The sequence below is a fragment of the Actinomadura sp. 3N407 genome (genome assembly GCF_052245875.1).
Classification (GTDB): Bacteria; Actinomycetota; Actinomycetes; order Streptosporangiales; family Streptosporangiaceae; genus Spirillospora.
In genome coordinates, this window is sequence record NZ_JBQQBP010000013.1 from 206,937 (window position 1) to 233,934 (window position 26,998).

Below are 26,998 nucleotides of genomic sequence, written 5' to 3' on the forward strand. Positions count from 1 at the left end.
CTGCCTCCCGCGCTCATGATCTCATTCGAGTTCCGGCTGGCGAAGGGCAAGCCGCAGAGTCTCGAAAAGGCGGCGGCCGACTGGAGCAAGGCCGCCAAGGAACTCGAACAGGCCGCCAACGACCTGCGGAGCCTGGCTCAGGGAATTCCCGAGCAGGCGTGGAACATGGACGACCGCAAGGGCTACGAGGCCAAGGTCGAAGGGTTCTGCCAGTCGGTCGAAGCCCTGAACATGTACCTCCAGGCGGTCTCGATCGCGCTGAACGTGCTGGCGTACGCATTGCTCGCCTACGCGATCTTCGCCATGGGGATGGCCGTCTACATCGACGTCCTCCTCGTCCTGGCGGTGGCCGCGCTGGCGAGCGTCGTCGGTGCCCCGTCCTACGGCGCCATCGTCGCGGCCGCCGGCACGGGCCTGACGATCACCCACATCGCGACCGCCATCCTGGCCTCCGCCGGTTCGATGGCCGGCATGGCGATGTTCGGCGGTGCCGGCCTCACCACCGCCAGCCAGACGGGGGACGGCCTCGAGGGTGCCGGAGGCGCGTTCAAGGAGGCGGTGGTGAACGGGGCCGCCGGTTCGGCCGCCAACCTGCTGCAGAACGCCGCGAACGCCGGCCTGTCCTGGGTCAACCGGTCCGACGGCAGCACCGTCAACGGCGGCCTGCCGGGCGGCGGCTCCTCGGGCAGCAAGGGCTTCCCCGTCAGCGAGATCGACCTGGACGCCGACCGGAGCATCGACGAGACGTGGACCTACGGCGGCGGGGTCAAGTTCAACACCCCGGCGGGCGAGACCGAGATCGCCGGCAACGTGAAGAAGAACGAGGAAGGCTGGGCCGGCGGCGAGGTCGGCGTCAACCAGAAGGTGTCGGACCCCACCAACACGTGGAACGCGACCGGGGGCGGCAAGGTCACCTGGGACGAGAACGAGGACGTCGGCGGCGGTTTCAAAGCCGGCGGCGGGCATTCCCCGTCCGGCAGCAAGGCCGAGTACGAGGGCGGCTGGAACGGCCAGGGCGACTACTCGGACAAATACAACGTGAACACCCCCGGGTTCAACCGTGAAGGGTCCTTTGACAAGGCGAAGGACGAGACGCCTCCTTGGGACAAGTGATGACCGCCGGTCTTTTCACCAGTACGTCTCTGCGCCTGAATCCCGCGAACCTGTACGAATTCCAGGACGCCCGCTCAGGAGTCGCCCAAGCTCGGCTTGTCGAGGTGGCGCGTGTCCGTTCACCACGAGGTAGTTTCCTCACCCCGGACCGCGTCCAAACGCCGCGCCTGACGTTCGCCGTTACCGGGCCCGATGGGGCGACGCTCATGTACGCCGATCGTGCGGAGCATCAGAAACTCAATCCCATCGCGCCGCAGATGGCGTTCGTCGGCACCGACGGCACGGTCCTGGCCAGGGTCGAGTACGACAGCCACTCCACATTCCACGGTGGCGGGCGGGTACTGGGAACGACCGAACAAGGGTGGAACCTGACGCCCGGCGGTCGTCTGCTCGATGCGAACCTCAAGCCGCTCGGCGACCTCGTCTACGAACAGCCGCCGAGCATGGACCGCCCGATACTGCCCGACGGGCGGGACGCCCGCACCATCCGCTGGATCGCCACCGACGGCACCCGGCTGGCCGAGCGACGCGACGGCGACCTCTACATCGACGACCGGGTCACCGGAGCCTGGCGCGCCATCATCATCGGCTCCTACCTGGCGGTCGCCTTCGAGTTCCACCTGCCGATCAACGATGGCGAGGCGACCGAGACGGCCCCGGACGTCTATCCCGGCTACGCCGGCCTCCATGCCGCCTACGACGAGTTCCAGCGGAACTTCATGATCCAGTACAGGCAGCCCACCCGCACGCGGGCCTCCGCGGGGGTGTTCAGGGCGGGCGTCCAGCGAGACCAACTCGAGCACCTGTTCAAGCTCTTCTTCCCGGTGGTCGTCCTCGTGGCCGTCATCTCCCTCATCGTCAGACTCGTCGCCTGAGGTCTCATGACACCGCCAACCGGCGCCACCCGCCGTACCGGCCTGGGCTGGTCTCTCATCGGCATCGGCTGGGCGCTCTTCGCGGCCGCCCTCCTGGTCGCCTTCACGACCTCCTCGGGCTTCCCCTCCGTCACCGAGCTCGGCAGGACGGGCCGGCTCTGGGCGCTGCTGCCCATGGTCGCGGTGGCGGGAGTGCTCATCCTCGTCGGCTGCCGCCTCCTGACGAACGCTCCCTGGTTCTCGGTTCTGCTCCTGATCCCGCTGGCCCTCGTCGTCGCCCCGCCCATCGCGCTCAGCCGGTTCGGGGGCGCCTCGCGCGTCCCGCGCCGCGCGGACCCCGACCGAGGCCCCTTCGCGGGCGACTGGCCGACCCCGCCTGGCGGCCACGCCCGCTGAAGGCCGCCCGCAAAAGGTCGGTTCGTTAACGCGAGCCTCACGACTCTGAAGTCGTTCGGTCGCTTCGAGAGGCGTCGCCGGTCAGCGGTCGAACTGCTCCACGGTGCGTGGAGCCTTCTCCGGGTGCCCGTGATCCCCGGTTCCGGGACGGGGCCGTCCCGGAACCGGGGAGGGCGGGGTGGTCAGCGGGGGCCGGGGAAGCCGGGGCCCTTGTAGTTCTCCATGGCCTCCTTGGCGCGCTGCTGCTGGATGCCCAGTTCCCGGGCCAGGTCCTTCATCTGCCCGGCGAAGCCGTTGGCGAGTTTGTCGAGGGAGGCGAGGGCGGCGGACGGGTCCGCGGGCTTCTGGGCGTCCTCGGGCGTCGGGAAGACGGCGGAACTCGCCTCGCGGACCTTTGTCTGGAAGTCCTGCGCGGCGGCGTTGACCGCTTCGCGGATCGCCTCGCTGAGTTCCGCCGCCGGCATGCGCATCGCGCGGGGGTCCATGTCGAGTTTGGTCAGCCCGCCCTCCGCCTTGTACTCGGCGACGATCCGGCCCTCGGCCGCCTCGCCGTGGCCGAGGGCGGCCTTGATGGACTCCTGTATCTTGGCGAACTCTCCCACCTGCGCTTGCATGTCGCGCTGGTAGCGCTCGACGCCTTCACCGAAGCTGAAGTCGGCCATATGTCCTTACTCCTGGTGTGCGGTCTGGATGAGGCGGCTGCCGTGCCGGCGGTTGATGAAGTATCCGCGGCCCGGCGGCAGTGCGTGACCCTTGATGTTGCCGAGCACGACTCCCTCGTCCTTGTTGCCGGACATCAGCAGACCGGGCGAGCCCATCTCCTTGATGCGCTGGAGTACCGGGTCGTACATCGCGCGCCCGGCGCCGCCGAAGGCGCGGGACACGATCACGTGCAGTCCGATGTCGCGGGCCTGGGGGAGCAGTTCGGCCAGCTGAGCCACCGGGTTGTTGGACGTGGCCACCAGGTCGTAGTCGTCGATGACCAGGTAGAGGTCCGCGCCGGTCCACCATGACCGGTCGCGCAGCTGCTCGGGGGTGAGGTCGGCGGGCGGGAGCCGGGCCTGCAGCGCGCCGACGATGTCCTTGACCAGGCCCTGCGCGGCTGCCGAGGACGCGGCGTAGCCGATCCGGTGTTCGGTGTCGGCCGTGTCCAGCAGCGCCCGGCGGTAGTCAATGAAGATCATCCGCGCCTGGTCGGGCGTGTACCGCTCGATGATCCCGCCGGTGATCATGCGCAGCAGGTTCGACTTGCCGCATTCGGTGTCGCCGATCACCAGGAAGTGGGACTCGGCCGTGAAGTCCAGGAAGACCGGCGACAGGGTGTCCTCGTCGATGCCGATCGGGATCCGCGAGCCGCTCTCGGCGGCGCTCGGCATCGAGGAGGCCGGCAGCACCGCGGGCAGCATCCGGACCTTCGGCGCGGACGGCCCGTCCCAGTTGCCGGCGATCGCGGCGACCAGCTTCTTGACGCCCTCCGCGAGCGTGGAGTCGTCGGTGTCGCCGTCCAGGCGCGGCAGCGCCGTCAGGCAGTGGTGGCCCTCGCGGGTGAGGCCGCGGCCGGGCTTGCCCTCCGGCACGTTCCCGGCGAGCTTCCGGTCGATCTCGGACTCGTACGGGTCGCCGAGCTTCAGTTCCAGCTTGGTCCCGAAGAGGTCGCGGACGTTCATCCGGAACTCCGACCACTTGTTGACCGTGGAGACCACGTGGATGCCGTAGCCGAGCCCGCGGGCCACCAGGTCGGTGATGACGGGTTCGAGGTTCTCGAAGTCCTGGCGGAGCGTCATCCAGCCGTCCACGACGAGGAACACGTCACCGTAGCCGTCGCCGGTGATCTCGCCGGACGCGCGCATCCGCCGGTAGGTGGGCATCGAGTCGATGCCGCGCTCGGCGAACTCGCGTTCCCGCTGCTCCAGCAGGGAGGTGACCTCGGCGACCGTGCGGCGGACGCGGTCGCCGTCGAGGCGGTTGGCGACACCGCCGACGTGCGGGATGTCCGACAGCGCGGCGAGCGTCCCGCCGCCGAAGTCGAGGCAGTAGAACTGCACCTGCTGCGGCGAGTGCGTCAGCGCGAGCGACGCGATCAGCGTCCGCAGCATCGTGGACTTGCCGGTCTGCGGTGAGCCGGCGATGCCCGCGTTGCCCGCCGCACCCGACAGGTCGACGTACATCGGGTCGCGGCGCTGCTCGAACGGCTTGTCGACGACGCCGACGATCGCGTGCAGCCGGTTCCGCCACGCCTCGTGCTGCGTCGTCAGGCCGAGCCCGGGAACGACCGCGAGGGACGGCAGCAGCTCGTCCATCGTCGGCGGCGCGTCCAGCGGCGGCAGCCAGATCGCGTGCGCCGGCGGGCCGTGGTTCTCCAGCTGCTTGACGACCACGTCGAACAGCGAGGCCTGCGACTCCTCCTCGGCGCCCTGCTGCTCCTGCTGGTTCTCGATGACGTGCGGGCGGATGTAGTCGGGGATGTACGGGACGATCTGCCGGACGACCTGCGGCCCCGCCTGCTCCTTCGGCTGCAGGTCCTCGCTGGCGGGCCCGGAGACGTACGCGGCGCGGAACCGGGTCATCGACTCGGTGCCGAACTTCATGTACCCGTGCCCCGGGGCGGACGGCAGTTCGTAGGCGTCCGGGACGCCGAGCACGACCCGCGACTCCTGAGCGGAGAACGTTCGGAGGCCGATCCGGTACGACAGGTGGGTGTCGAGGCCGCGCAGCTTGCCCTCCTCCAGACGCTGCGAGGCCAGCAGGATGTGCACGCCCAGCGACCGTCCCAGCCGCCCGATCATGACGAACAGGTCGGCGAACTCGGGCTTGGCCGACAGCAGCTCGGAGAACTCGTCCAGGACCAGGAACAGCGTCGGCATCGGCTGCAGGTCGGCGCCCTGCTCGCGGGCCTTCTCGTAGTCGCGGAGCGAGGCGTAGTTGCCCTGGGCGCGCAGGTACTCCTGCCGGCGGACCATCTCGCCGTGCAGCGCGTCGTACATGCGGTCGACCAGCGGGAGCTCGTCCTCAAGGTTGGTGATGATGGCGGAGACGTGCCGGAGGTTGTCCATCCCCAGGAACGTCGCACCGCCCTTGAAGTCGACGAGGACGAAGTTGAGCACCTCGGACGAGTGCGTCAGCGCAAGACCGAGCACCAGCGTGCGGAGCGCCTCGGACTTACCGGAACCGGTGGCGCCGATGCACAGGCCGTGCGGGCCCATGCCGCCCTGAGCGGACTCCTTGATGTCCAGGTGGACGGGCCGTCCCTCGGTGTCGACGCCGATGGGGACGCGCAGGCGGTTGCGCGGCGCCCGCGGCCGCCACGTCACGTTGGGGTCGACGCGGAACGGGTTCTCGATGCCCAGCAGCGACGTGACCGTGGTGGCGCCGGACAGCGCGTCCTCCATCGGGCCGGACACGGCGCTGGCGCGCAGCGGGGCGAGCTGGCGGGCCAGCGACTCGGCCTGCTGGAGGGTGACCGAGTCGGGTTTGCCGATGCGGGTGGCCACGTCCTTGCCCGTGCGGTCTTTGGACAGCCGGGAGACCTGCTCCTTGGTGACGCCGAGCCGCAGCATGGTCGGTTCCGGTGTCGGCGCGACGGAACCGGTGAGGTCGATGATGCAGACGCCCTCGACACCGTCGGCGGCGAGCTGCGAGTCGTAGGACGCCTGGCCGCCGTCCATGATGACGATGTGGTACGGGAGGTCGTCCTGGGAGAGGCCCGGCTGGAAGCGGGGACGGTCCTTGACATCCTGGCCGAACATGGCTTCCAGCGTGGTCATGCTCTCGGCCATGAGCCGCACTGGGCCCGCCGCGTCGTGCTCGGTGGGATGCAGGTTGTGCGGCAGCCACTTGATCCACTGCCACCACGGCATCCGTTCGCGGGACGCGCACACCGTGATGCGCACGTCGTCGGGGGAGTGGAAGGTGGCGATCTGCGAGATCACCGCGCGGACCATCCCGTACACGGCCTCGGGATCACCGGTCGGGACGATCCGGGAGAACGACCGCAGGGAAAGCGAGATCGGCAGATTCGGGACGTTCGCGTGGGTGCGCATGAAACGGCGCAGCGCCCCCGCCGTCATGGGTTCGAGGTCCTCGATGGGCTTCGTCTCCGGCGCGATCAGCTGCACGGCGAGCTTCTGCGCCCCGCTGGCCAGCCTGAGCTGGAGGAAGTCGTCGTCGGACGGGCGGCGCTCCCACAGCCGGGCGCTCATCGCCAGCGACCACAGGGAACCGGGGTCGGGGCTCGCCCACTCCAGCGCCTCGCGCTGCTGCTTGGCCGCCTTGCGGACCTTCTTGCGGACCTGCCCGAGGTAGCGCAGGTAGTCGCGCCGGTCGTTGTTGAGCTTGACCTTGCGCTCGCCGCTGCCGCGGCCGACCTGGCCGAGCATCATGCCGAACATGGAGACGGCGAACATGCCGCCCGCCACGTACTGCAGCGTCCCGCCGCCCCGGCCCGTCATCATGAGGACCATGGCGCCGGATCCGGCCAGCATCGGCAGGTAGGTCAGCACCGCCTGGAAGCCCTGCGGGATCAACTCGGGCAGTTCCGGCGGCGACTCGAGGAGGATCTCTCCCCGCGGCATCGGCGGGGGGTCGCGCCGCTCCTTGCGCCGGACGATGTCCGTGCTCACGCTAGCCGTCCCTTCCATCGCGCCCGTCGCGGCGGCGGGGCGCGCCGCCGGCCTGCGGTCGTTCCGCCGCATGCCGTATCAGGTGGTCGTGCCGTTACTCGATCGGTACGAATCGTAGAGGCATCGGATGTGGCGTGCGAGCCACATCAACCCCCATTGACGGTCGGTCCAGTACACGCCCGGCTCATTCAGACATTAGGGTTGGCGCCGTTCACATCACCATCACGTCACATGAGGCACGAGGATCCCCCGGCGGCCGAGGCGGCGGGCATGGCACCATTCAGGTGCTTCGCCCCCCGTCCGCACACCGGAAGATTTGCGAGGAAGTCGTGAGTGCGCTCCCAGGAGCTGACCTCTGCCGGATCACGGTCGTCGGACCGAGCCGGCGGGTCGACATCGCGCTGCCCGCCGACGCGACCTTCGCCGAGCTCTACCCCACGATGCTGCGCTACGCCGGCCAGAACCTCGCCGACGCCGGCCTGGCGCACGGCGGCTGGGTGCTGCAGAAGCTCGACGAGGCCCCCTTCGACCCGGCCAGCACACCGGCGCAGGCCGGTATCCGCGACGGCGACCTGATCTATCTGCGCCCGCGGATGGCGCAGATCCCCGACCTGGCCTTCGACGACGTCCCCGATGTCGTGGCGACCGGGGTCGGCGAGCGGCCGGGCCGCTGGCGCCAGGATTCCACCCGCAGGTTCGCCCTCGCGTGGGGCGTGGCGGGGCTGTTCGTCGGGGCGCTGACCCTGCTGATGGCCGGGCCGTCCTGGATCGCCCCGGCGATCGCGGCCGGCGTGGTCGGGCTGCTCCTGCTGGGCGCCGCGATCGCGCTGTCCCGCGCGCTCGGCGACGCCGGGGCGGGGACGGCGCTCGGCTACGCGGCGCTGCCGTACGCGTTCCTCGCCGGGCTGCTGGCCCCCGCGGGCGACGACGCGCTGCGCGACATCGGCGCGCTGCACCTGGTCGCCGGGTTCGGCGCGGTCGTGCTCGCCGCGACGCTGGCCGGGTTCGCCATCGCCGACGGGCTGCCGGTCTTCTACGGCGTCGCGGTCGCCGCGCTGCTCGGGACGGCGAACTGCGCGGTCCCGCTCGCGTTCGACATGGACGCCGCCGGGATCGCCGCCATCACGGTGACGATCGCTCTCGCGCTGACCCCGCTCCTGCCCGGCGTCGCGTTCAAGATGGCGCGGGTCCAGTTGCCGCCCGTGCCGGGCAGTGCCGAGGACCTGCGGCGCGACACCCTGATGGTCGACGGGCAGGCGCTGCTGAGCCGCACCGCGGTCGCCGACCGGTACGTGACCGGGGGCGTGTCGGTGATCGGGCTGGTCGCCTTCGGGGCGGTGGTGCCGCTGGCCTTCGACGGCGGATGGGTGAGCCCCGTCATGTGCGTCGTCCTGTCCTTCGCGCTGCTGCTGCGGGCGCGGATATTCCGGGCCAGGGCGCAGAAGCTCTGGCTCCTGCTGCCCGGCGTCGCGGGGCTCGGCGCGCTCGCCGTCGCCACCGCGCTCGACACCGATTCCCAGGTCCTCCTGCTGACCGGCGTGCTCCTGCCCACGCTCATCGTTTCCGGTATCGCCACCGGGGTGGGAATGTGGCTGCCCGGCAACCGGCTGACCCCGTTCTGGGGACGTGCCGGAGACATCCTGGAGATCCTCCTCGTGGTGGCGCTGATCCCGCTCGCGCTCGGCGTCGCGGGGGTCTTCGAGTACGTGCGCACTGTGGTGAGCTGACGAGGGGGAAGGCTCGATGCAGACCAAGAGGGATCTGCTGCAGGCGCACCGCCTGATGACCCACCGCGCGTCCCAGGCGCTGATCCTCGCCGAACCCGACTATCCAGAGCAGCCGCTGCGCAAGCTCAACGTCGGCACGTTCGCCGGGATCATGGTCGGAGTGCTGGTCGCCGCCGTGTTCGGCATCATCGGCCTGCTCTTCGGCGGCGGCAGCAGCGGCCTGGACAAGAAGGGCATCGTCCTCATCGAGAAGGAGACCGGCGCCCACTTCGTGTGGTGCACGCCCCAAGGGGCCCGGAAGGACGTGCTGTGCCCGGTGGCCAACTACACGTCGGCCAAGCTCGCCGCTTCGCTGGCGGGCGGCGGAGGCGGCGGGGCCGCCGAGCAGAAGTCCGTCTCCGCCAAGTCGCTCTCGAAGTTCCCCCGCGGACCGATGATCGGCATCCCCGGGGCGCCGGACTCGGTTCCCGCGGCCAAACGGCTGGTCGGCGGGCCCTGGTCGGTCTGCGTGCGGCAGAACCAGCAGGGCGGCCCCGGGCAGTCGGTGGTCTCGCTGGTGGGCGGACGTGAGGTCGGCGGGGAGCCCCTCGACCCGGCGACCGGCGTGGTCGTCAGCACGGGGGCGAACAACAACTGGCTGATCTGGAAGAACCAGCGGATGCGCCTGTCGCCGGCCGGTCTCACCGTGCTCAGCGCCTCGGCGCCCGCGGCCGTGTCGCCCGGCTTCGTGAACGCGCTGCCCGCCGGGCCCGACTTCGCCCCCCCGAACATTCCCGGCGCGGGCGGCAAGCCGCAGTTCCCCGATTCCGCCGGCGTGATCGGCCAGGTCTTCGTCGTCAAGGGCGTCGGGGCCGGCGACCAGCCCTACGTCCTGATGGCGGACGGGTACGCGCCGATCAGCGTGCTTCAGGCGGCGCTCATCCAGAACTCCGCGTCGTACAAGCTCCCCAAGGACACCCCCCTCGACGGCGCCGCGGTGACCACCCACCGCTCGAACGAGCGGGTCATCGACGAGCGCCTGCCCCAGTCGCAGATCAAGGTGCGGCCGTATGACGCGAAGGAGTCCCTCTGCGTCGTCTATCCCGACACCGGCGACGGCTCCACGGGAGCCAAGCTCACCATCGGGGGCGGCACGGACCTGCCGATGCCCACCCGGGCCTCCGGCTCCGGTGTCGACAACGTGGTGCTGCCACCGGGGAGCGCGGTCCTGGCGGGTGTGCTGCCGGCGTCCGGATCCGCCGAGGCGATCAACACCTACGCGCTCGTGGCGGACGACGGCCGCAGATACGCGCTGAAGTCGGCGGAGACCGCCAAGGCGCTGGGATACACCATCTCCGGTGAGAAGAACGACGCCGTTCCGGTGCCCGCCAACCTGCTCAACCTGGTGCCGAAGGGACCGGTGCTGGATCCGCAGAAGGCACTTGAACCCATTCAACCGAGTGGTGCGGGCGGATGATCAGCGAAAAGGGTGAGTATCCCAACGTACCGCAGAATCTTGGTAAGATCACCGGTCGTTACGGTCATCACGGAGGGGTTGCAGTGAGTCACGCGTTCAGCACTGACTACGCCACGATGCAACACGCCCAGGCGATCTTCCAGGCCAAGCATCGGGAGATGGTCCAGCTGCTGGACACGCTCGAGGCCGACCTGCAGAGCGGTCTGGGCAGGTGGGAGGACGATGCGCGTGACGCCTACTTCGAAGCCAAGGGGAAGTGGGACAAGGTGGCGCGGGAGCAGGCGGACACGGTGAAGCAGTTCAGCGAGGCGGTGGGCACCGCCCAGCAGAACTACCAGTCCGCCGAGGGGACCAACTCCCAGATGTGGGCCTGACGGTCCTGTTCACCTGGCCGGCACTTCGGCGACACCGTTACGTGCCATCTGGTCCCCCGTAAGTCCAATCTCTGATGATCTACCGTTATGCACCGTAACGACGCTTTACGAGGATGTGCGTTGTGCCTGACGATGGTGTTCAAAGTCGACTGGGTCGGCGGTGAACCAACGGGGGCTCACGCCGCGTCGAACACAGGTAGTACCTAGTCGGGAAGGATGACTGATGAGCCAGAAGTCTTCGGTCGACAGAGCAGAAATGGCCCAGGCGGCCCAGCGGGTCGAGGAGGCGGCGCAGGATCTGCGCAAGATTCAGGGCGACCTCGGCCAGGAGCAGGCGCAGCTGTCGGGCCGCTGGGTCGGTGAGGCCGGCAGCGCCTTCACCAGGGTCTACAACGAGTTCAACGGCGAGCTGGGCAAGGTCCTCGAGGTCCTCAACGGCCTCCACGAGAAGCTCGTCCAGGTGAAGATCAACTACGAGGGCAGCGAGCAGCAGCAGACCGAGGCGGTCAACCGCGTCGCCGGGCTGCTCAACGGCTGATCGACCACCACGGATCCCAGGACGACACGGAGGAACAATGAGCTACAGCTCGATGGACTTCGGCGCGATGCAGCAGGCATACGCCGCCTTCCAGCAGAAGTACAACCAGATGAACTCCGAGCTCGACGACCTCGCGCGCAGCGTCGAGGGCAAGCTCGCCCAGTGGGAGGACGGCGCGCGCGAAGCCTACTTCGACGCCAAGCGCCAGTGGGAGGCCTCGGCCGCCGACATCTCCCGCATCGTGCAGCAGCTCGGCGCGGTCATCCAGTCCTCGCAGGAGACGGGCCAGAGCACGGTCAAGACGAACGTCGGAATCATCGGCGGCTGACGACCACACGATTGGCCGGCCGCCCGGAACACCGGCGGCCGGCCGTGGTGACGGCAGGTCACCGAACTTCTAGGACAGAAGTCAACACGGGGAGCGGGCGCTTCCGGCCCGCCGGAGGCTGACATGGGTGATCAGAAGAGCGAGATCGATCGCGACGAGGTCAGGAAGATCCTTAAGAAGCTGAAGGACAACCTGGCCGAGTTCGACGACGGCAAGGGGACCCGCAACGACATCTCGGTGCACGGCAACATCACGAACGCGGATCTGGGGCAGTACCCCGCGGTGCAGGGCCTGGCCGCGTCGACCACGGCCGCCTATAACCAGATCAAGGCCCAGTACGACGCTTTCCTGCGCAGCTACGACGGCATCATCCAGGCGCTTGACCGCATGGTCGGCAACCACGACGAGAAGGAACAGCAGAACGCCGCCGCAGCCAACAGAACAATGGCGGACGGTAGTGGTGCCACCCCGAACACCAGTAACACCAGCGCGTACTAGCCGGCGCGAGTAGGCGGGATCGATAACTCATGGGTTACACGCAGCACGACGAGCCGATTCGCTCGCACCAGAACAGCCCCACCGAGTGGGACGGCGGCATCGATCAGATGAACTCGATCCTTGATGCCACCAATCCGCAAAGGGTCATTGACGCAGGCGGCCACTACGAGGCCGCCGCGCGGAAGTTCCAGAATGCGGTCGGTATCCTCCGTGCGCAGAAGACCGCGCTCGCCGGTGTCTGGAAGGGCGACGACGCAGAGGCCACGATCAAGCAGATCGGACGTTTGGAGACGAGCGCCGAGGGCCTGCGGCAGGTTTCTGACACGACTGGGAAGGCGCTGTCCGACCACGGCACGAAGCTCGACTGGTATGTGAAGAACCGGCCCGGCAAGGGCTTTGTTGGCAACATCTCTTATGACGACGCCGGTGTTGTCGTGGCGGGCACCATGGTCGCCGGCCCCGCCGGCGGAATGATCGCCCTTGGCGGTAAGAAGATCGGTGAAGCCCTGGGCCTCATCGACAGCGCGGAGGAGAAGGCCGCGCAGGAGCACATGAAGCGCCTTGGTGAGCGCACCGTCCAGGCCAACGGCGACATGCCCGAGCGGATTTCCACCAACCTGCCGTCGACCGACCGCGGTGGCGGCCTGCCCCCCGAGAACCGGGTTCCGGGTGGCGGCAGCATCGGCAATCCGGGCGGCGGCGGTGGCGGCGGCAGCATTCCCGGTGGCGGCAGCATTCCCGGCGGCGGTGGCGGCAGCATCCCGGGCGGTGGCGGCGGCGGTATCCCGGGTGGCGGCGGCAGCATCCCGGGCGGTGGCGGCGGCAGCATCCCCGGCGGCGGTGGCGGCGGCAGCATTCCCGGCGGTGGCGGCGGCATTCCCGGCGGCCCCTCCGAGAGCGACCTCGCCGGCCTGTCCAGTGGTCCCCCCAGCGGTGGCGCGGGCGTTGACCCGTTCGGCCGCGGCGGCGTCGGCGGCGGCGGCATTCCCGGTGGCGGTGGCGGCGGCATTCCCGGTGGCGGCGGCCTCGGTGCAGGTGGTCTGGCCGGAGGCATGCCCGGCGCGGGCCGGGGCGGTGCCACCGGAGGCGCGGGCGCGGGCAGAGGCGGCGCCGGCGGCCGCGGCATGATGGGCGGCGGCGCTCCCATGGGCCGCGGCGGCGGTGGCGGCGAGGACGAACACGAGCGCACCACCTGGCTCATGGAAGATGAGGACGTGTGGGGCGGAAACGATGATGACACCGCCCCTCCCGTGATTGGCTGACCCCAGGCTCGGTCACGAGACGATGCAGGAGACGGCGTGAGCAGATCGAATTCTTCGAACTGCTCACGCCGTGTTCCGTGTAGTGAGGTTGCGTTGTGCGACGGATGACACGATGGCTCGCCGCGATCGGAGCGACTTCCGCTCTGGTCCTGACGACCGCAGCGCCTGTCAGTGCGGCTCCCGGCCCGCGCAGTGACCAGTGGTGGTTCACGGCCTGGGAGATCCAGCAGAAGGTCTGGCCGGTCAGCAAGGGGGCCGGCGTCACCGTCGCGGTGATCGACGACGGGGTCAATGGAAAGCTCCCCGACTTCCAGGGGGCCATGGTTCCCGGAATCGACGCGGGAACCGGCTCCGGAAACGGTCAGATCGGTCCCACTTCGAGTGCGGAGGATTCGCACGGTACGGGCATGGCCGCCCTCATCGCCAGCCGGGGAACGGGCTCCGGCTTCGTCGGCGTGGCCCCGGAATCGAAGATCATGCCGATTAAGGCCAGCCTCACCGTGTGGGACAAGGCGATCCGTTTCGCAGCTGATCGCGGCGCCAAAGTGATCAACATTTCTCAGGGCCTCAGTGGCCAATGCAGGCCCGAGACCCAGCAGGCGATCGGGTATGCGCTGCAACGTGATGTCGTGGTCGTCGCCGCTGCGGGCAACAGCGGCGACGCCGGCAACCGGCCGGAGGAGCCGGCGAATTGCAGCGGGGTACTCGCGGTGGGGGCCGTCGACAACCAGAAGGCCGCATGGGAGAAGACACAGCGCCAGCCTTACGTCGCCGTGGCGGCTCCGGGTCTGCTGGTGAACACCCTTCGGGCGGACGGGCAGGTCATCGACCGGCGGGCCGGGACGAGCCAGGCCGCGGCCCTGACGTCCGCGGTCGCGGCGCTGGTCCGGTCGAAGCACCCGAACATGCCGGCTCGTGAGGTCGTCCAGCGGATCGTCAACACCACCAAGGACGCCGGTCCTCCCGGTAAGGACGAGTTGACCGGTACCGGGGTCATCATTCCGGCGGCGGCGCTGACCGCGAAGGTGCCGAAGGACGCGCCGAACCCCGTCTTCGCCGCGTACGACCGCTGGCTGGCGGACAACCCGCAGGCGAGCGCGAAGCCGTCCGCGACCAAGGTGCCCAAGTCCGACGCCACCAAGCGTGCCGACCAGGCGGATCGCAACCTTCTGATCATTCTGATCGCCGGAGCCGTGATCCTGGTGGTCGGCGGGGGTGTGTTGTTCTTCTTCATCCGGCGCGGCACCAAGAAGAACGCCCGGACGGGGCCGGGTGCCGGCCCGCCGGGCGGAGGACGGTCCGGCCCGCCGCCCGGCTGGGGCGGTCAGGCGCCGCCTCCCCAGGGTGGGCAGGCACCGCCCCCGCAGGGTGGGATGCCGGTGCCCCCGCAGGGTGGGCAGCCGGGTCCGCCGCCGGGGTGGGGCGGACAGCCGGGGGCCCCGCAGGGCGGACCGCCCGGGGGTCCGCAGGGAGGGCAGCCGTACGTGCCGCCGCAAGGCCCCGGAGCGCCCCGGCCCCCCAACTAGATTCGCTTTCTTCCTCGCGGCTGCCTTCTCGCTCAGCGTCGTGCGTGTGGACGGCCGTCCCCCTGGTATGCGATCGAGCAGAGAGAAAGAGTGGTCATGAAGAAGCTCCTGGTCATTCCCGCCGCCGTCGCCCTGACGCTGGGCATGAGCGCCTGCGGGTCGGACTCGAAGGACGACGCCGGCGGAGGATCGTCGCCGTCCGCCACCGCGAGCACGTCGGTGAACCCCTCGGGCGGCACCATCACCGGCAACGGCGGCGGGGGCAACGGCGGCGGTGGTGACGGCGGCAACGGCAACGGCGGTGGAGGTCTCACCGCGGCGCAGAAGAAGTCGATCGCGAAGGTCATCGACTGCATGCGCAAGAAGGGTTACGACATGCCCGAGCCGAGCCCGACCTCGCCCGCCGTCGCGCCGAGGAACGTCGAGGGCATGGACCCCGCGAAGGTCAACAAGGACTCCCAGGAGTGCGCGGCGCAGGCGACCCCGTAGCCGGGTGCGTCCCGCCCGGGTGACCCCCGCCCGGGTGGCGCCGTCCGGGTGATGCGGGCGTTCGCGGCGAGGGCGGGAGGCGTAGGCTGGCGCAGGGTGAAAGGAGGGCGGGTGCCGGACTCCAGCTGGCAGCACTCCGTGTTGCGTGATCTCGGCGTGTCGCAGCGCGGCCTGACGGCCTTCGGGTCGGCGGCGACCGTCATCGCCGACGCGGGCTGGGGGGCCGAGGCGGCCGAGCACAGTGCGCGGCGGCCGTCGCCGCCACCGGCCGTACAGGAGCCTCTCGCCGCGCCTCCCGCGCCCCCGGCGCCCCAGCCGCTTCCCGCCGAAGCCGAGCAGCCGAGGCCGTACGATCCGTTCCCGGACCCGCCGCAGCCGGCTCCCGCGGAGGCGGAGCAGCCGCCGCCGAGGCCGTACGATCCGTTCCCCGAGTCGCCGCGGCCGAGCGCCCCCGAACCGGCGCAGCCGAGCGCGCCCGAACCGGCGCAGGCCGGCGCGGCGCAGACGCCGGCGCCACAGCATGCGCCGGAGATGCCGGGCCCGGACCCGCGGCCTGAGCCGGCACCGCAGCAGCATCCCGATCCGGGCCCGCAGCAGCAGGCCGCCGAGGCGGGGGTGCCGCTCGTCAACGAGGACTTCAGCTGGGAGGCGGCGATCTCTCCGGTGGGCGGCTCCGCGCCGCAGGCCCCCGGCGTCCCGCAGGCCCCGGGGGCCGGCGGGGAGAACGACGAACAGCAGCACGACGCCGCGTCCGCCCAGCACGCACCGTCCGCGCCCGTCCCGGCTCCGCCCCCTCAGCCGCACGGCGCGGGGGCGGTGCCGATGGCGGACGAGTTCGTCCGCAAGAACCAGCACGGTGACGCGCTGGTGCGCAGGATGGGACGGGGAGTCCGCAAGGCCGTCGGGGCGTCCGGCCAGATCCGGACCCGCGCGGAGATCGCGGAATATCTTCGGCGGCCCGTCGGCGGCTTCCGGCAGATCACGGTGGTCAGCGTCCGCGGTGGCGCCGGCAAGACGACCGTGGCGGCGCTGCTGGCGACCGAGCTGGCGCGGCACCGTCCCGACCGGGTGCTGGCGATGGACGCCGACGCGGAGCTGGGGTCGCTTCCGCTGCGCCTCGGCGTCCGCTCCGAACTGTCGCTGTTCGATCTGGCGGCGCAGCAGCCCCGGACGTTCGAGGAGGCCGCGCAGTACCTGCGGCAGACCCGGGAGGGGCTGTGGGTGCTCGCCGCGACGCGCGGCGGCCGGATCACCGGTGAGTTCAACTTCGAGACGTTCCAGGCGGCGTTCAGCGCCGTGAGCCGGTACATCTCCACGGCGGTGACCGACTGCAGCGCCGGCATCCTCACCGACCTTCACCGCGGCATTCTGGGGCAGTCCCACAGCGTGGTTCTGGTCACTCCGGGCACGGTCGACGGCGCGCTCAGCGCCCGGGGGGCGCTGGAGTGGTTCTCCCAGGGGGCGCAGCGGGGCCTGCTGGCCCGGACGGTGATCGCGATGGTGTCGCACGCCCCGCAGGTCGGTGCGGACCTCTCGCGCGCGACGCAGATGCTGACGGCATGGGGGACGCCCGTGGTGAACGTCCCCTATGACCGCCATATCGCGATGGGCTCCGCGGTGGACCTTTCGCGGCTCGGTGAGGCCACCCAGGCGGCGGTCGGCCGGATCGCCTACGAGGCTTTCGCGCGGTCGCTGGGGGACGTGGCGCCGAGCCACTGAGGCGCACGCCCTCGGTGGCGGCGGACGCGTGTCCGCGCCCGCCGTCCACCCCGGCCGTTCGACTCGGCCGTTCGACTCGGCCGTCTGAGCCGGCCGTTCGAGTCGGCCGGTGGGTCAGTCGGTCCAGCGGAGAGTGTTGGTGATTTCGACGCCGAGTTCGCCGGCGGTGGCGAAGACGCTGCCGGTGCGGCCGCCGGTGGCGGAGCCGGTCGACCAGTACGACTGGGCGTAGATCACGTTGGAGCCCTGCGTCCAGGACCGCGTCCAGTAGGCGGGGTCGGGCCGGGGCTTCCGCAGGCCGCTCGCGTCGGACGGGATGAGCAGCTTCGGCCAGCCCTTGGTGGCGGTGACGCGGCTGACGCTGCTCGCCGCCGATGGGCTGGAGAACTTCGCGATCGACACCGCGGTGATGATCTTCTTGGTCGGGTTGGCGTAGACCGCGGAATGCATCAGCCCGATGCACGGGTGTGAGCGGAGCGTGGCGCGGAGTTTGGTGTTGGCGCGGCTGGTGCACGACGAGGTGCGGGTGCCCGCCTGGGTGAAGGTGTTGCCCTTCGCGGTCCGGATGGTCGCGGACAGGACGGAGGCCGGGTTCGACGTCGTCCCGCCGGTCCTGGTCTCCGTGGGCCTGGGCTCGGGAGAGTAGGACGGGGTGGAGGGAGAGTAGGTGGGCAGCGTGGTCGTACCGCCGGGATCGTCGTCGTCGCCGCTTTCCAGGACGAGGAACGTGCCGAGGCCCAGCACGGCGAGAATCCCCACCAGGCCGAAGATCAGCAGCGGGACCAGTGGTCCGCCGCCGCCGCGCCGGGGCGGTGGGAAACCGGGGCCGCCGGGCAGCGGGCCGCCGGGCAGCGGGGGGCCGGGCGGCGCCGGTGGCGGCGGGAATCCCGGCCCGCCGGGCGGCTGGCCGGGCCATTGGGGGGAGTTCATGGAACGCTCCGAGCTGATCCGTGCGGGGTGCCGAGTGAGATCGGACCAGAGTAGCGGGCACGAGTTGGCGATTTCACGGGGGATGGTAGGTATGTCTCGTGATGCCGCGTGCCCGGGGACTGCGGCGGCGCGTGCGGATGTCTCATAGGGTTGCGATGGAGAGGGGAGGCACGTGTCCGACACAAGCCGGCGACCGGTCGCCGCGCACGGCGACGGCCCGCTCAGTCCGCCCGATGCTGGGGTGACCCGATGAGCAGTGACCTGGTGGCGCTGGTGCGCCGCCGTCCGGATGTGCACGCCGTGGCCGACGGCATGATCGCCATGGGGGAGCCGCTGGAGCTGCGCGGCGGGGAACCGGAGCCGACCCTGATGTACGACGCCGAGGGCCGGCTGCTCGTCTCGATCGAGGACGCGGTGCAGGTGTCGGCGCAGAGCGAGGTCCGGCGGCTGCTCGGCGCCGAGTTCGCCGACCGGGTCACCGCCCCGGTGTGGTGGGTGGACATCCGTGCCGTCGCCGACCTGCCCGACGCGACGCGGGTGGCCCGCAGGTTCGCCGACTCACTCGTCCACTGGGCCGGCGGGATCGTGTACCCGGACGGTGCGAGCGAGGCCCCGGCGCGCAGCTGGAGGGCGTCCGACCAGGGCGGCGGCTCGGCCGGGGCCCCGGGCCAGGACGGCGCCGCCTACCAGGGCGGCGTCATCGGAGGCTGAGCGCCGCCGGCCGCCGGTCGCTCAGGCCCAGTCGCGGGTGAGGTCGAGGTCCCAGGGGACGAGGTTCCACGGGCTGCGCGGCTCGGTGGCGAGGTTCTCGAGGAGCCGCTCGTACTCGGCCTGCGCCTTCCCGCCGCCACCCGACCAGAGCTGCCGCCCCTGCAGGTAGCAGGTGGCCATGTCCCGCCAGGACGAGTAGCGCCGCTGGACGTCGATCGCCAGCGGCAGCATTCGTTCCCAGCAGTACTCCTCCGTGAGCCACCCGACCATGTGGCCCCACCGGTAGAGCATGAGGGCGCGCCCGTAGTCCCAGATCAGGAACCGTCCCACGTTGGCGCGCAGCTCCGGGTCGGCGAGGGCCTTCAGGCGGTGCAGCTCCTCCGACGCGTGATTGCGGTCGTTGAAGAGCCGGTGGAGGAACTGGGCGAGTTCGGCGCCCTCCTCGCTGACGTCGGCGCCGGGCTCGTCGCGCAGCAGCCGCGGGACGAGCCGCGCGTACGAGCCGCCCTCGTCGTCGTACCGGACGCGGACCAGCTCGATCAGCCGCTCGACGAACGGGGGCTCGAGCATGTCGCGGGCGATGAGGTCGTCGACCTCGCGCAGCAGCGTCCCGTACTCCTCCTGCGCGGCGGGGGGCCGGGCGGCGAGGACGGCGTCCTGGGTGAAGTCGGCGCGGTGCCCGTCCTGGACGAGCCAGTTGACGGCGCCGAGGAGCTGTTCGAGGTCGTAGGCGCCCCAGGGGTCCTGGAGGAGCTCCTGGGCGGTGCGGCGGTCGGCGGCGGCGGAGTCGCCGGGGGCGGTGCCGAGGCGGTCCAGCCGGAACCCGTTGATCGCGCCGTAGGGGGCGCCGGCCGCGATGATCCAGTGCTGGACCGGGGTGAGGTCGCTGCCGCGTGCGAGGGCACCGGCCGGGTCGGGCGCGGAGATCAGCTCCCACAGCCGCCGCCGGAACTCCTCTGCCTGCCGTTCCTCGCTGCCGAAGAACCCGGCGAGCTGCTTGCGCAGGGACGGGTGCCGGACGTAGAGACGCCGGAAGAACCGCCCGTTCTTCCACACCAGATGTTCCGGCCGCAGTTCGCCGAAGGGGACGCGCGTCCGCCGGTGCACCATCGCCTGCTCGGCGAACCGCAGTTCCAGCGCCGGGGGCGGGAAGATCGACCAGAGGTCGAACAGCGGGGTGAAGCGCAGCAGCAGGACGAAGCCGAGCGCGCAGCCGAGCAGGCCTGCGCCGGGCGCCAGCGCCCATCGCGCCTCGTCCTGCAGCCCGGTGAGGGACAGCACGGCCCCGGCGAGCAGCAGCACGACGCCGCCGATGCCGAGGGACAGGAACCAGGTGGTCGTCAGGACGAGGGACCCCTCGATGCGGAGTACCGCCTCGTCGCCGTCGAACTCGAACGCCCCTTCGGCGAGTGTCCCCTCGACGGCCCGCTCAAGCGCGTCGAGCTGACCGGCCTGTCCCATGGGCAGGACCGTACATCATCCCTTACGGGTAGATCATCGGGCCTGTGGGTCGTACGTCGGGGCAAGCGACGGGAAACGGCGTGAGACGACGTGGGACGCCGTGAGAGGGAGACGGGGCGGGCGGCTCAGCCCGACTGGAGGTGCTGCATGAGGTGGCTGTGCCGCTGCCAGCCGTCCGGGGAGCGCCCGTCCCCGAGCGGGAAGAACGTCAGCGGGGCGCGCGGCGGCCCGACCTGCTGGCCGGGGATGCCGTTCGGCCCGGAGACGGTCCCCGCGACGGCCAGCGCGACGGGTGCGGGCGCGCCGGTCCAGCGGGGCTCGGTGGTGAGGTCGGCGCGGCCGGGCGTGAGCTGGACGAACAGGGACGCGATGGTCTGCTCGGCGGCCAGCGCGCCGACGAGGGTCGGCAGGTGCTGGAGGGGCGGCGGGTCTTCGGGCATGTAGCCGATGGTGACGGTGCTGACCTCGGCGACGGCTCCGCCTTCGCTCGACGTGAAGTCGCAGATCGCCTGGGCGGGGCGGGGCCCGTCGCCGCCGACGAGGAGCCGTGCGGTGGCGCGTCCCCGCGCGTACTCGGTGAACCGGTCGCTGCGCCAGGGATGCTCCAGCGGTTCGGCGGGTCCGAGCGCGCCGGGCGGTTTGCCGGTGAGCAGCTGCAGAAGGCGCTCGACGGGCCCGCCGAGGTCGCCTTCGGCGCCGTGCCTGGTGCGGTAGACGAGGGTGAGCTGCGAGCCGATCGAGGCGCTGGGACGGGTGGTGAATCCGGGCGCGTAGTCGCGGGCCTCGGGGACGGGCACGAACGTCGCGCCGCTCCACTTCAGCGGCCGTCCGGTGAGGCCCTCGTAGTAGGCGTCGCCGTTGCGGACGACCCATTGCACGTCGTTGCCCGACGCGGCGGTGCGCAGGGGGAGCGACAGCCGGGAGTCCAGGGGGGTGATCAGCTGCAGGGTGCGGCCGCTCGCGGTGCAGTCGCCGAGGGCCTTGTTCAGCCAGGCGCTCAGCGGCACCAGGGGGCGGTCCTGCAGAACGACCATGGCCTGGTCGGTCAGCGCGTCTACTGTGCTCATCTTCACCGGAGTCTAGTGCCAGGGACGGCCGGGGGCGGACGTGCCGGGTGGGGGCCGACTTTCCCGTGACGACGGTGGCCTGTGTCCAATCTGTGCTGAAATGTTACGGATGCAGCGAGCCGCCTCGCCCTCTCCCGTGTACTACGCGGACAACGCCCCGCCGCCACCGGAACCGCCGGTGCGGGGGCGTCTGTGGCGCGTGCTCGGCGGACTGTCGATCGTGATGTCGGTGGTGCTGGTGGCGGGCAGCCTCAGCGCGTACGGGTTCTGGCGGCGGCTGGACGGCCAGATCGACCGCGAGAACGTGGACGGCCGGCTCGGCGACGACCGTCCGGATAAGCTCAACAACTCGCTGAACATCCTGCTGATGGGCTCCGACAACCGGGAGGGCGAGAACGCCCGCTACGGCGCCGAGACCGGGCAGCGCTCCGACACCACGATCCTGCTGCACATCTCGCCCGGCGGGGAGAGCGCGATCGGCATCAGCTTCCCGCGCGACTCGATGGTGCAGATGCCGCCCTGCAAGAAGAAGGACGGCAGCACCGTCCCCGCCCAGTTCGGAATGATCAACGCGGCGTTCTCCAACGGCGGCCCCGCCTGCACCTGGCGGACGATCGAGTCCCTCACCAAGGTCCACATCGATCACTACGTCGAGGTGGACTTCACCGGCTTCAAACGCGTCGTGGACGCGCTCGGCGGCGTGGAGATCTGCGTCCCGCGGCGCATCGACGACCCGAAGGCCGAACTGCACCTCAAGGCGGGCCGCCAGGTCGTCCGCGGCGAGCAGGCCCTCGGCTACGTCCGCACCCGCTACGTGCTCGGCGACGGCTCCGACCTCGACCGGATCAAGCGGCAGCAGGCGTTCATGGCGTCGGTGGTCAAGAAGGCCACCGACAAGGGCATGCTCACCGACCCGGGCCGCACCTACGACTTCCTCTCCGCCGTCGCGAAGTCGATCAAGGCGGACGACGATCTCACCCTCTCGGTGATGCAGAAGCTCGCGGGCAGCCTGCGCGGGATGAGCGCGGGGAAGGTCCGCTTCGTCACCGTCCCCGTGCAGGCGTACCCGCAGGACAGGAACCGCGTCCAGTTCGACCGGGCGCGGGCCGAGCCGCTGTTCCGGGCCGTCCGTGAGGACAACAAGCTCCCCGAGCCGGCCCCGGCGCCGCTGGCGGCGCAGAACAAGGTCCAGCCCGTCCCGCCCGCCCAGGTCAGGGTCGGCGTCTACAACGCGGCCGGGGTCCCGGGCCTGGCGCAGCGGACGGCGGACCAGCTCACCGAGCGCGGCTTCCAGGTCGTCAAGGTCGGCACCAGCGGCAAACAGTACGCCCGCACCCGGATCCTGTACGGCGCGGGCGCCGAGCGGCAGGCAGCCCGCATGGCCATCGCGGTGCCCGGCCACAAGCCGCGCGCCTGGGCGTCCGCCAAGCCCGGCTACGTCTACCTCGTCATCGGCAAGGACGGCGCCGACCTGCGCGGCGTGAACGCGGCGGTCCCCAAGGTCGCCGGCGAGATCCGCGCCGACCGCGACGCCTGCGCCGGGACCTGACCACCGCGCCCGCACCTGGCGTCTGTGCCGTGCCCGACGTGGCCACACCCGGCACCGCTGATCGGTATCGTGTCCGCGGGTAACCCAGCAACCGCATCAAAGCGTCACATCTAAGACAGCGCACTCGATTCCCCCGACCCTCTGCCCCCAGGAGCCGCCCCCGCACAGGGCTCTGCCGGGCGCCCACGCTCCCCTCGGAACGGATGCATGCAGCCCGAAGCCTTCACCCTGTTGATGACCGTCTATGGCGGTGATCGAGCGGAGCACGTGCGGGCCGCCTTCCGCAGCGCGGTGGACGAGCAGACCCTCCGGCCCGACCAGGTGGTCCTGGTCCAGGACGGCCCCGTCCCGCCCGAGCTGGCGGCCTGCCTGCGGGAGCTCGTCACGGGCAGCGCCGTCGAAGTGTCGTTCGTCCACCTTGAGCGCAACCGCGGTCTCGGCCCCGCCCTGGACGCCGGCCTCCAGGCGGCCCGGCACGACATCGTCGCCCGGATGGACGCCGACGACGTCGCCATGCCCCACCGCTTCCAGACGCAGGTGCCGCTGGTGCGCGCGGGCGCCGACCTCGTCGGGGCCGGCCTGCTGGAGTTCAGTGCCGACATCTCCGACATCGTCGGGCAGCGCATCCCGCCGAGCGACCCCAACGACATCGCCAGCTACTCACGCCTGCACGACCCGTTCAACCATCCGACGGTCGTCTACCGGCGCAGCGCCGTGGTGGCAGCCGGCGGCTACGGCGACCTGCCGCTGATGGAGGACTACTGGCTGTTCGTACGGATGATCGCGAACGGCGCGCGGGTGGTGAACGTCGCCGAGCCGCTCGTCTACTACCGGGTGGGCGACGGCGCCTACGAGCGGCGCGGCGGACGCGACCTGCTGCGCTCGGAACTGCGCCTGCAACGCCAGATGCTGCACGAGGGCTTCATCTCCCAGCCGCAGTACTGGCGGAACGTGCTGGTGCGCGGCGGCTACCGGCTCGTCCCGACCATGATCCGCAAGCCGTTCTACCGCCGCGTCGTCGCCCCCTACGGCGCCCGCCGCAACCGGTCCCGCGACCGCGAGGACGCGCGCCGGGCGACGGCGACCAGGCAGCAGGGATACGTGCCCCGCCATGCCCGGCCGGCGACCGGCGCCGCCGACGGGCACGAGAGCCTCCCCGGCCGCGACCCCGCCCGGCCGCGCCACGAGGGCTGACCCGCCGGGCCCGGGGACGTCACGAAAGCGGCCGGCTCCAGAGGACGGGCTGCTCGCCGGAACGGGAGACGGTGCGTCCCACGCCGAGCAGCGTCTCCTTGAACGGCGTCAGGCCCGTGATCTCCTGCCTGCCCGCACCGGCGAGGACGTCCCCGTCGGGCGTCTGCGACTCCCACGACGTCCCGTCCGCCGACGTCCACGTGATGACGTTGGACGCGCCCGTGCTCCCGGCGGCACCGGAGACGGTGAAGCCCTTCGGCGTGGCCGTCACGGCCGTCACCCGGACGGAGTCCGTGGAGTCGGGCATCGGCAGCCGGCTCTCGCGCCAGGTCCTGCCGCCGTCGGGGGAGATGTAGGTGAGGGCCGTCGTCCCGGACGCGCTCCCGCCGTCGCCCGCCGCGACGAGGACATCCCCCTTGGCCGCGACATGCGTGAGCCATCCCTGCGACAGGCCGGAGGGCAGCTTGAGCTCCTGCAGCGTCCACTTCTTGCCGTCGGGCGACGTCCACACCGCCGGATGGCCGGGACCGGGCGTGTCCGGATTCCGCATGCCGCCGACCGCGACGAAGCCGAAGTCCCCGCCGGCGGCCGAACGTATCCAGCGGTTGCCGTTCTTCTCCGCGGTGAGGTCGTTGCGCCCGGCGCCGCTGCCGCGCTGCCAGGTCTTCAGATCGGGCGAGAACCAGACCGCGCCGGACAGCCCGTCGTCGCCGACGACGACGTAGCCGGACGGGCCGGCGGCGGAGCCGTAGGTGGCGAGGTGGAACTTCCCCTTCTGCTCGAACACCGGGTCGGTGTCGGCGGGCTTCCAGATGTTGCCGTCCGCCGACGTCAGCACCAGCGGGTCGCGCGGCGCGCCGCCTCCGTCGCCGACCGCGAGCCAGCCCGCGCCGCCGCGTGTCACCCCGAGCAGCCGCTGCAGGGCCGGGCGGGAGATCCCGCCGGAGAAGCGGGCGCGGTTCCAGGCCGAACCGTCCGCCGACGTCCAGATCGCGGCGTCGCCGCCGGTGCTGCCGACCGCGACCGCCTGAGCGCCCTCCGCGGTGACCGCGGTGACGGCCTGGTCGTCGCGGAACGCACCGGGGATCTTGAGCGGGTCGACGGGGATCTCCGTGCCGTCCGCGCTTCGCACCGCCAGCAGGGCGTTCAGGTCGCCGTTGCCGGGGTCACGGCCGACCAGCACGGTCTGCTCGCCGGTGGCCGACGCCCCGAGCAGGGCGCGTCCGGAGGCCAAGGGGAGCGTTCCCGCCTCCTGCCAGGACTTGCCGTCCGCTGAGCGGGAGATCAGCAGGTCGCGCTCGCGCTGCATGATGCCCGCGTAGCCGCTGTCGGTGGCCACCAACTCCTGGACGTGCTTGTAGTCGTCAGGCTCCAGCTTCCCGCCCTCGGTCCAGTCGGTGGCGTCCTTGGACGTGTACACCTGGCCGTAGGACGTCTTCCCGGACTTGACCTCGCGGACGGCCACCAGCCCCGCCGGGCCGCCGCCGACCTTCAGGCCGCGGGTGCCCTTCGGGGCGGGGATCTTGGCAGGTGACCAGGTGCGGCCACCGTTGGTCGAACGCCATGCGCGGTGGAACGTGGGCTCGCCCGGTTCCGGGGCGTGCATGCTCTGAATCAGCACCACACCGCCGCTGGACGCGGCCTCCTCCACCACGACCTTCCCGCGCAGCGGCAGACCGGTCTGCCCGCCGGTCAGCGCGTCCCAGTTCTGGCCGTCGGCCGACAGCCATAGGGCGGGAACCGAGTCGCTGAAGTCGCGCTTGGGGGAGTGCTCGCCGATGGCGAGGAAACCCTTGTCGGTGCGGATGACCTGCGAGACGCGGTTGCCGGGGCCGAAGACGTCGCCGGCCGCGTCGGGCCGGCGCTGCCACGTCCGGCCGTCCTCGCTCGTCCACACGACACCGCCGCCCGGCCGGGTGCCGATCGCGACCCAGCCGCCGGGGCCGCCGCCGACCGCCCTGAGGATCTCCGCCGCGCCGGGCTCGCCGCCGTCCAGGCCCTCGACCCGGGCGGCCTCGAAGGTGCGGCCGCCGTCGGCGGACACCAGGAAGACGCCCCGGTAGTTGCCCGGATCGGCCTCGCCGCCCACGGCGACCACGGTGGCGCCGGACGCCGCGACACCGGTGAGCTCCTGGTCGCGGCCATCGGAACGGGCCGCCGGATCCGCCGGGAACAGCTTGCCCGCGAGCCGAGCGCCCTCGCCGCTCTCGGCGGGGCCGTCGCCCATGCCGAGCACCACGACCACTCCGCCCGCGACCAGCGCGGCGGCGGCCACGCCGCCGATCACGCCGAAGAGGATCTTCTTGTTGATCCCCTTGCGTCTGGGCCGGGCCGCCGTCCGCCAGGGCTCCTCGACCGGAGGCGGCGGCGCGATGGGGGTACCGGAGACCGGGTTGCCGGACGCTCCGGGGCCGGGAACCTCCTGCGCCCATGGGAACGGCTGGGGCGCGGGCGTCGGCGCGGGCGGCGCCGGCGACTGCCCGGGAATCTCCTGGGCGTACGGGAACGGCTCGGGGGACGGAGGGCTCGGCGTGCCGGGGATCTCCTGCGCCCACGGGAACGGTGGCGGCGCCGCCTGGGCCGGGGGTGCCGGTGGCTGAGGTGCGGGCGGCTGGGGTGCGGGCGGCTGGGGCGCAGGCGGCGCGGGCAATGGATGCTGCACCGTGGGAGGAGGCTGTGGAGATTCCGGTGCCTGCGGTGCCGGCGGGGCGTCCGGAATCTGTTGCGCCCACGGGAACGGAGGGGGAGACGGCGGAGCCTGCGCATCCTGCTGCACCGAACCCGGGAGGCGCTCCACCCGGGTGCGGTCCTGCCCCTCGTCCTCGTCGGCTTCCGGCTCGCCGGTCGCCGTGCCGCGGGAGAAGTCGGTCATGGTGAGGTCGGCGATGTTGGCGGCCGGCGGTACGGGCTCGGCCGGCTGCGCCGCCGGCTCGGCGTCCCGCCGGAAGACCTCGGTGCGCCCGGCAAGTTCGTCCTCGCCCTGACCGCCCTGACCGCCCTGACCGCTCTGGTCGCCCTGGTCGCTCTGGTTCTCCGGGTCGTCCTGCTCGTCGACCTCGTCGAGCCACTGCGGCGGCGGAGGCGGCCCCGGCAGGTGCCGAGACGGTGAGCCCTCCTCGGGCAGGTCGTCCCTGTGCTCGTCGTCCGGCGTCCCCTTCGGAGTCAC

General features: G+C 71.4%; 22 protein-coding genes. 16 read left to right on the plus strand and 6 right to left on the minus strand.

Annotated features, from left to right (window positions below; all coding sequences use genetic code 11):
• Positions 1-15 precede the first annotated feature (15 nt).
• The 3 genes from ACTWPP_RS30105 to ACTWPP_RS30115 are packed head-to-tail and all read left to right on the plus strand — an operon-like array spanning position 16 to position 2,384.
• Positions 16-1,113 (plus strand): WXG100 family type VII secretion target, encoded by a 1,098-nt coding sequence (locus tag ACTWPP_RS30105; protein WP_443107747.1) that lies wholly within the window; start codon positions 16-18, stop codon positions 1,111-1,113.
• Entirely contained in the window at positions 1,113-1,988 is an 876-nt protein-coding gene (locus tag ACTWPP_RS30110; protein WP_443107748.1) for a hypothetical protein, read from the plus strand. Before ACTWPP_RS30105 ends, ACTWPP_RS30110 begins: the two co-directional genes overlap by 1 nt.
• A 6-nt stretch (positions 1,989-1,994) precedes the next feature.
• Positions 1,995-2,384, plus strand: a complete 390-nt coding sequence (locus ACTWPP_RS30115) for a hypothetical protein (protein ID WP_443107750.1) — start codon at positions 1,995-1,997, stop codon at positions 2,382-2,384.
• 182 nt (positions 2,385-2,566) lie between these two features.
• Here the strand turns inward: ACTWPP_RS30115 and ACTWPP_RS30120 are convergent, their stop codons facing one another.
• Positions 2,567-3,046, minus strand: a complete 480-nt coding sequence (locus tag ACTWPP_RS30120; protein ID WP_443107751.1) for a YbaB/EbfC family nucleoid-associated protein — start codon at positions 3,044-3,046, stop codon at positions 2,567-2,569.
• A gap of 6 nt (positions 3,047-3,052) precedes the next feature.
• A complete protein-coding gene (gene eccCa / locus ACTWPP_RS30125) occupies positions 3,053-7,003 on the minus strand; it encodes a type VII secretion protein EccCa (protein ID WP_443107752.1) in 3,951 nt (1,316 codons plus the stop codon).
• A 329-nt stretch (positions 7,004-7,332) separates the two neighbouring features.
• Here eccCa and eccD point away from each other — a divergent pair, with 329 nt between their 5' ends.
• The 10 genes from eccD to ACTWPP_RS30175 all read left to right on the plus strand — a co-directional run bounded on the left by eccD (position 7,333) and on the right by ACTWPP_RS30175 (position 16,920).
• Complete coding sequence (gene eccD, locus ACTWPP_RS30130; protein ID WP_443107753.1) at positions 7,333-8,730, plus strand: type VII secretion integral membrane protein EccD; 1,398 nt, start codon at positions 7,333-7,335, stop codon at positions 8,728-8,730.
• Positions 8,731-8,746: 16 nt separating this feature from the next.
• Complete coding sequence (gene eccB, locus ACTWPP_RS30135; protein WP_443107754.1) at positions 8,747-10,186, plus strand: type VII secretion protein EccB; 1,440 nt, start codon at positions 8,747-8,749, stop codon at positions 10,184-10,186.
• Positions 10,187-10,269: 83 nt separating this feature from the next.
• A complete protein-coding gene (locus ACTWPP_RS30140) occupies positions 10,270-10,560 on the plus strand; it encodes a WXG100 family type VII secretion target (protein WP_443107755.1) in 291 nt (96 codons plus the stop codon).
• Positions 10,561-10,783: 223 nt separating this feature from the next.
• Positions 10,784-11,098, plus strand: a complete 315-nt coding sequence (locus tag ACTWPP_RS30145) for a WXG100 family type VII secretion target (protein ID WP_358455502.1) — start codon at positions 10,784-10,786, stop codon at positions 11,096-11,098.
• Between the two features lie 37 nt (positions 11,099-11,135).
• Complete coding sequence (locus tag ACTWPP_RS30150) at positions 11,136-11,426, plus strand: WXG100 family type VII secretion target (RefSeq protein WP_358455500.1); 291 nt, start codon at positions 11,136-11,138, stop codon at positions 11,424-11,426.
• Positions 11,427-11,549: 123 nt separating this feature from the next.
• A complete protein-coding gene (locus ACTWPP_RS30155) occupies positions 11,550-11,924 on the plus strand; it encodes a hypothetical protein (RefSeq protein ID WP_443107756.1) in 375 nt (124 codons plus the stop codon).
• A 29-nt stretch (positions 11,925-11,953) separates the two neighbouring features.
• Positions 11,954-13,186, plus strand: a complete 1,233-nt coding sequence (locus tag ACTWPP_RS30160) for a WXG100 family type VII secretion target (RefSeq protein ID WP_443107757.1) — start codon at positions 11,954-11,956, stop codon at positions 13,184-13,186.
• Positions 13,187-13,290: 104 nt separating this feature from the next.
• A complete protein-coding gene (locus ACTWPP_RS30165) occupies positions 13,291-14,712 on the plus strand; it encodes a S8 family serine peptidase (protein WP_443107758.1) in 1,422 nt (473 codons plus the stop codon).
• Positions 14,713-14,808: 96 nt separating this feature from the next.
• Positions 14,809-15,201, plus strand: a complete 393-nt coding sequence (locus tag ACTWPP_RS30170) for a hypothetical protein (protein ID WP_443107759.1) — start codon at positions 14,809-14,811, stop codon at positions 15,199-15,201.
• Positions 15,202-15,312: 111 nt separating this feature from the next.
• Positions 15,313-16,920: a nucleotide-binding protein gene (locus ACTWPP_RS30175; protein ID WP_443107760.1), complete on the plus strand. Its 1,608-nt coding sequence runs from the start codon at positions 15,313-15,315 to the stop codon at positions 16,918-16,920.
• Between the two features lie 114 nt (positions 16,921-17,034).
• Here the strand turns inward: ACTWPP_RS30175 and ACTWPP_RS30180 are convergent, their stop codons facing one another.
• Positions 17,035-17,850 carry a hypothetical protein gene (locus tag ACTWPP_RS30180; RefSeq protein ID WP_443107761.1) on the minus strand — a complete coding sequence of 272 codons (816 nt, stop codon included), beginning with the start codon at positions 17,848-17,850 and terminating at the stop codon, positions 17,035-17,037.
• Positions 17,851-18,099: 249 nt separating this feature from the next.
• Here ACTWPP_RS30180 and ACTWPP_RS30185 point away from each other — a divergent pair, with 249 nt between their 5' ends.
• Positions 18,100-18,561, plus strand: coding sequence for a hypothetical protein (locus tag ACTWPP_RS30185; RefSeq protein ID WP_443107762.1), 462 nt, complete (start codon positions 18,100-18,102; stop codon positions 18,559-18,561).
• A 21-nt stretch (positions 18,562-18,582) separates the two neighbouring features.
• Here the strand turns inward: ACTWPP_RS30185 and ACTWPP_RS30190 are convergent, their stop codons facing one another.
• Together ACTWPP_RS30190 and ACTWPP_RS30195 are read right to left on the minus strand one after the other, a co-directional pair.
• The gene (locus tag ACTWPP_RS30190; protein WP_443107763.1) at positions 18,583-20,022 is read right to left on the minus strand and encodes a DUF1266 domain-containing protein; all 1,440 of its coding nucleotides are present in this window, start codon (positions 20,020-20,022) and stop codon (positions 18,583-18,585) included.
• Positions 20,023-20,147: 125 nt separating this feature from the next.
• The gene (locus ACTWPP_RS30195; RefSeq protein ID WP_443107764.1) at positions 20,148-21,089 is read right to left on the minus strand and encodes a DUF6177 family protein; all 942 of its coding nucleotides are present in this window, start codon (positions 21,087-21,089) and stop codon (positions 20,148-20,150) included.
• Between the two features lie 109 nt (positions 21,090-21,198).
• On the opposite strand from ACTWPP_RS30195, the gene ACTWPP_RS30200 reads away from it, so the two are divergent.
• Positions 21,199-22,638, plus strand: a complete 1,440-nt coding sequence (locus ACTWPP_RS30200) for an LCP family protein (protein WP_443107765.1) — start codon at positions 21,199-21,201, stop codon at positions 22,636-22,638.
• A 207-nt stretch (positions 22,639-22,845) separates the two neighbouring features.
• On the plus strand, positions 22,846-23,832 hold the full coding sequence (locus ACTWPP_RS30205; RefSeq protein WP_443107766.1) for a glycosyltransferase: 987 nt from the start codon (positions 22,846-22,848) through the stop codon (positions 23,830-23,832).
• Positions 23,833-23,851: 19 nt separating this feature from the next.
• Here the strand turns inward: ACTWPP_RS30205 and ACTWPP_RS30210 are convergent, their stop codons facing one another.
• A complete protein-coding gene (locus tag ACTWPP_RS30210) occupies positions 23,852-26,998 on the minus strand; it encodes a hypothetical protein (protein WP_443107767.1) in 3,147 nt (1,048 codons plus the stop codon).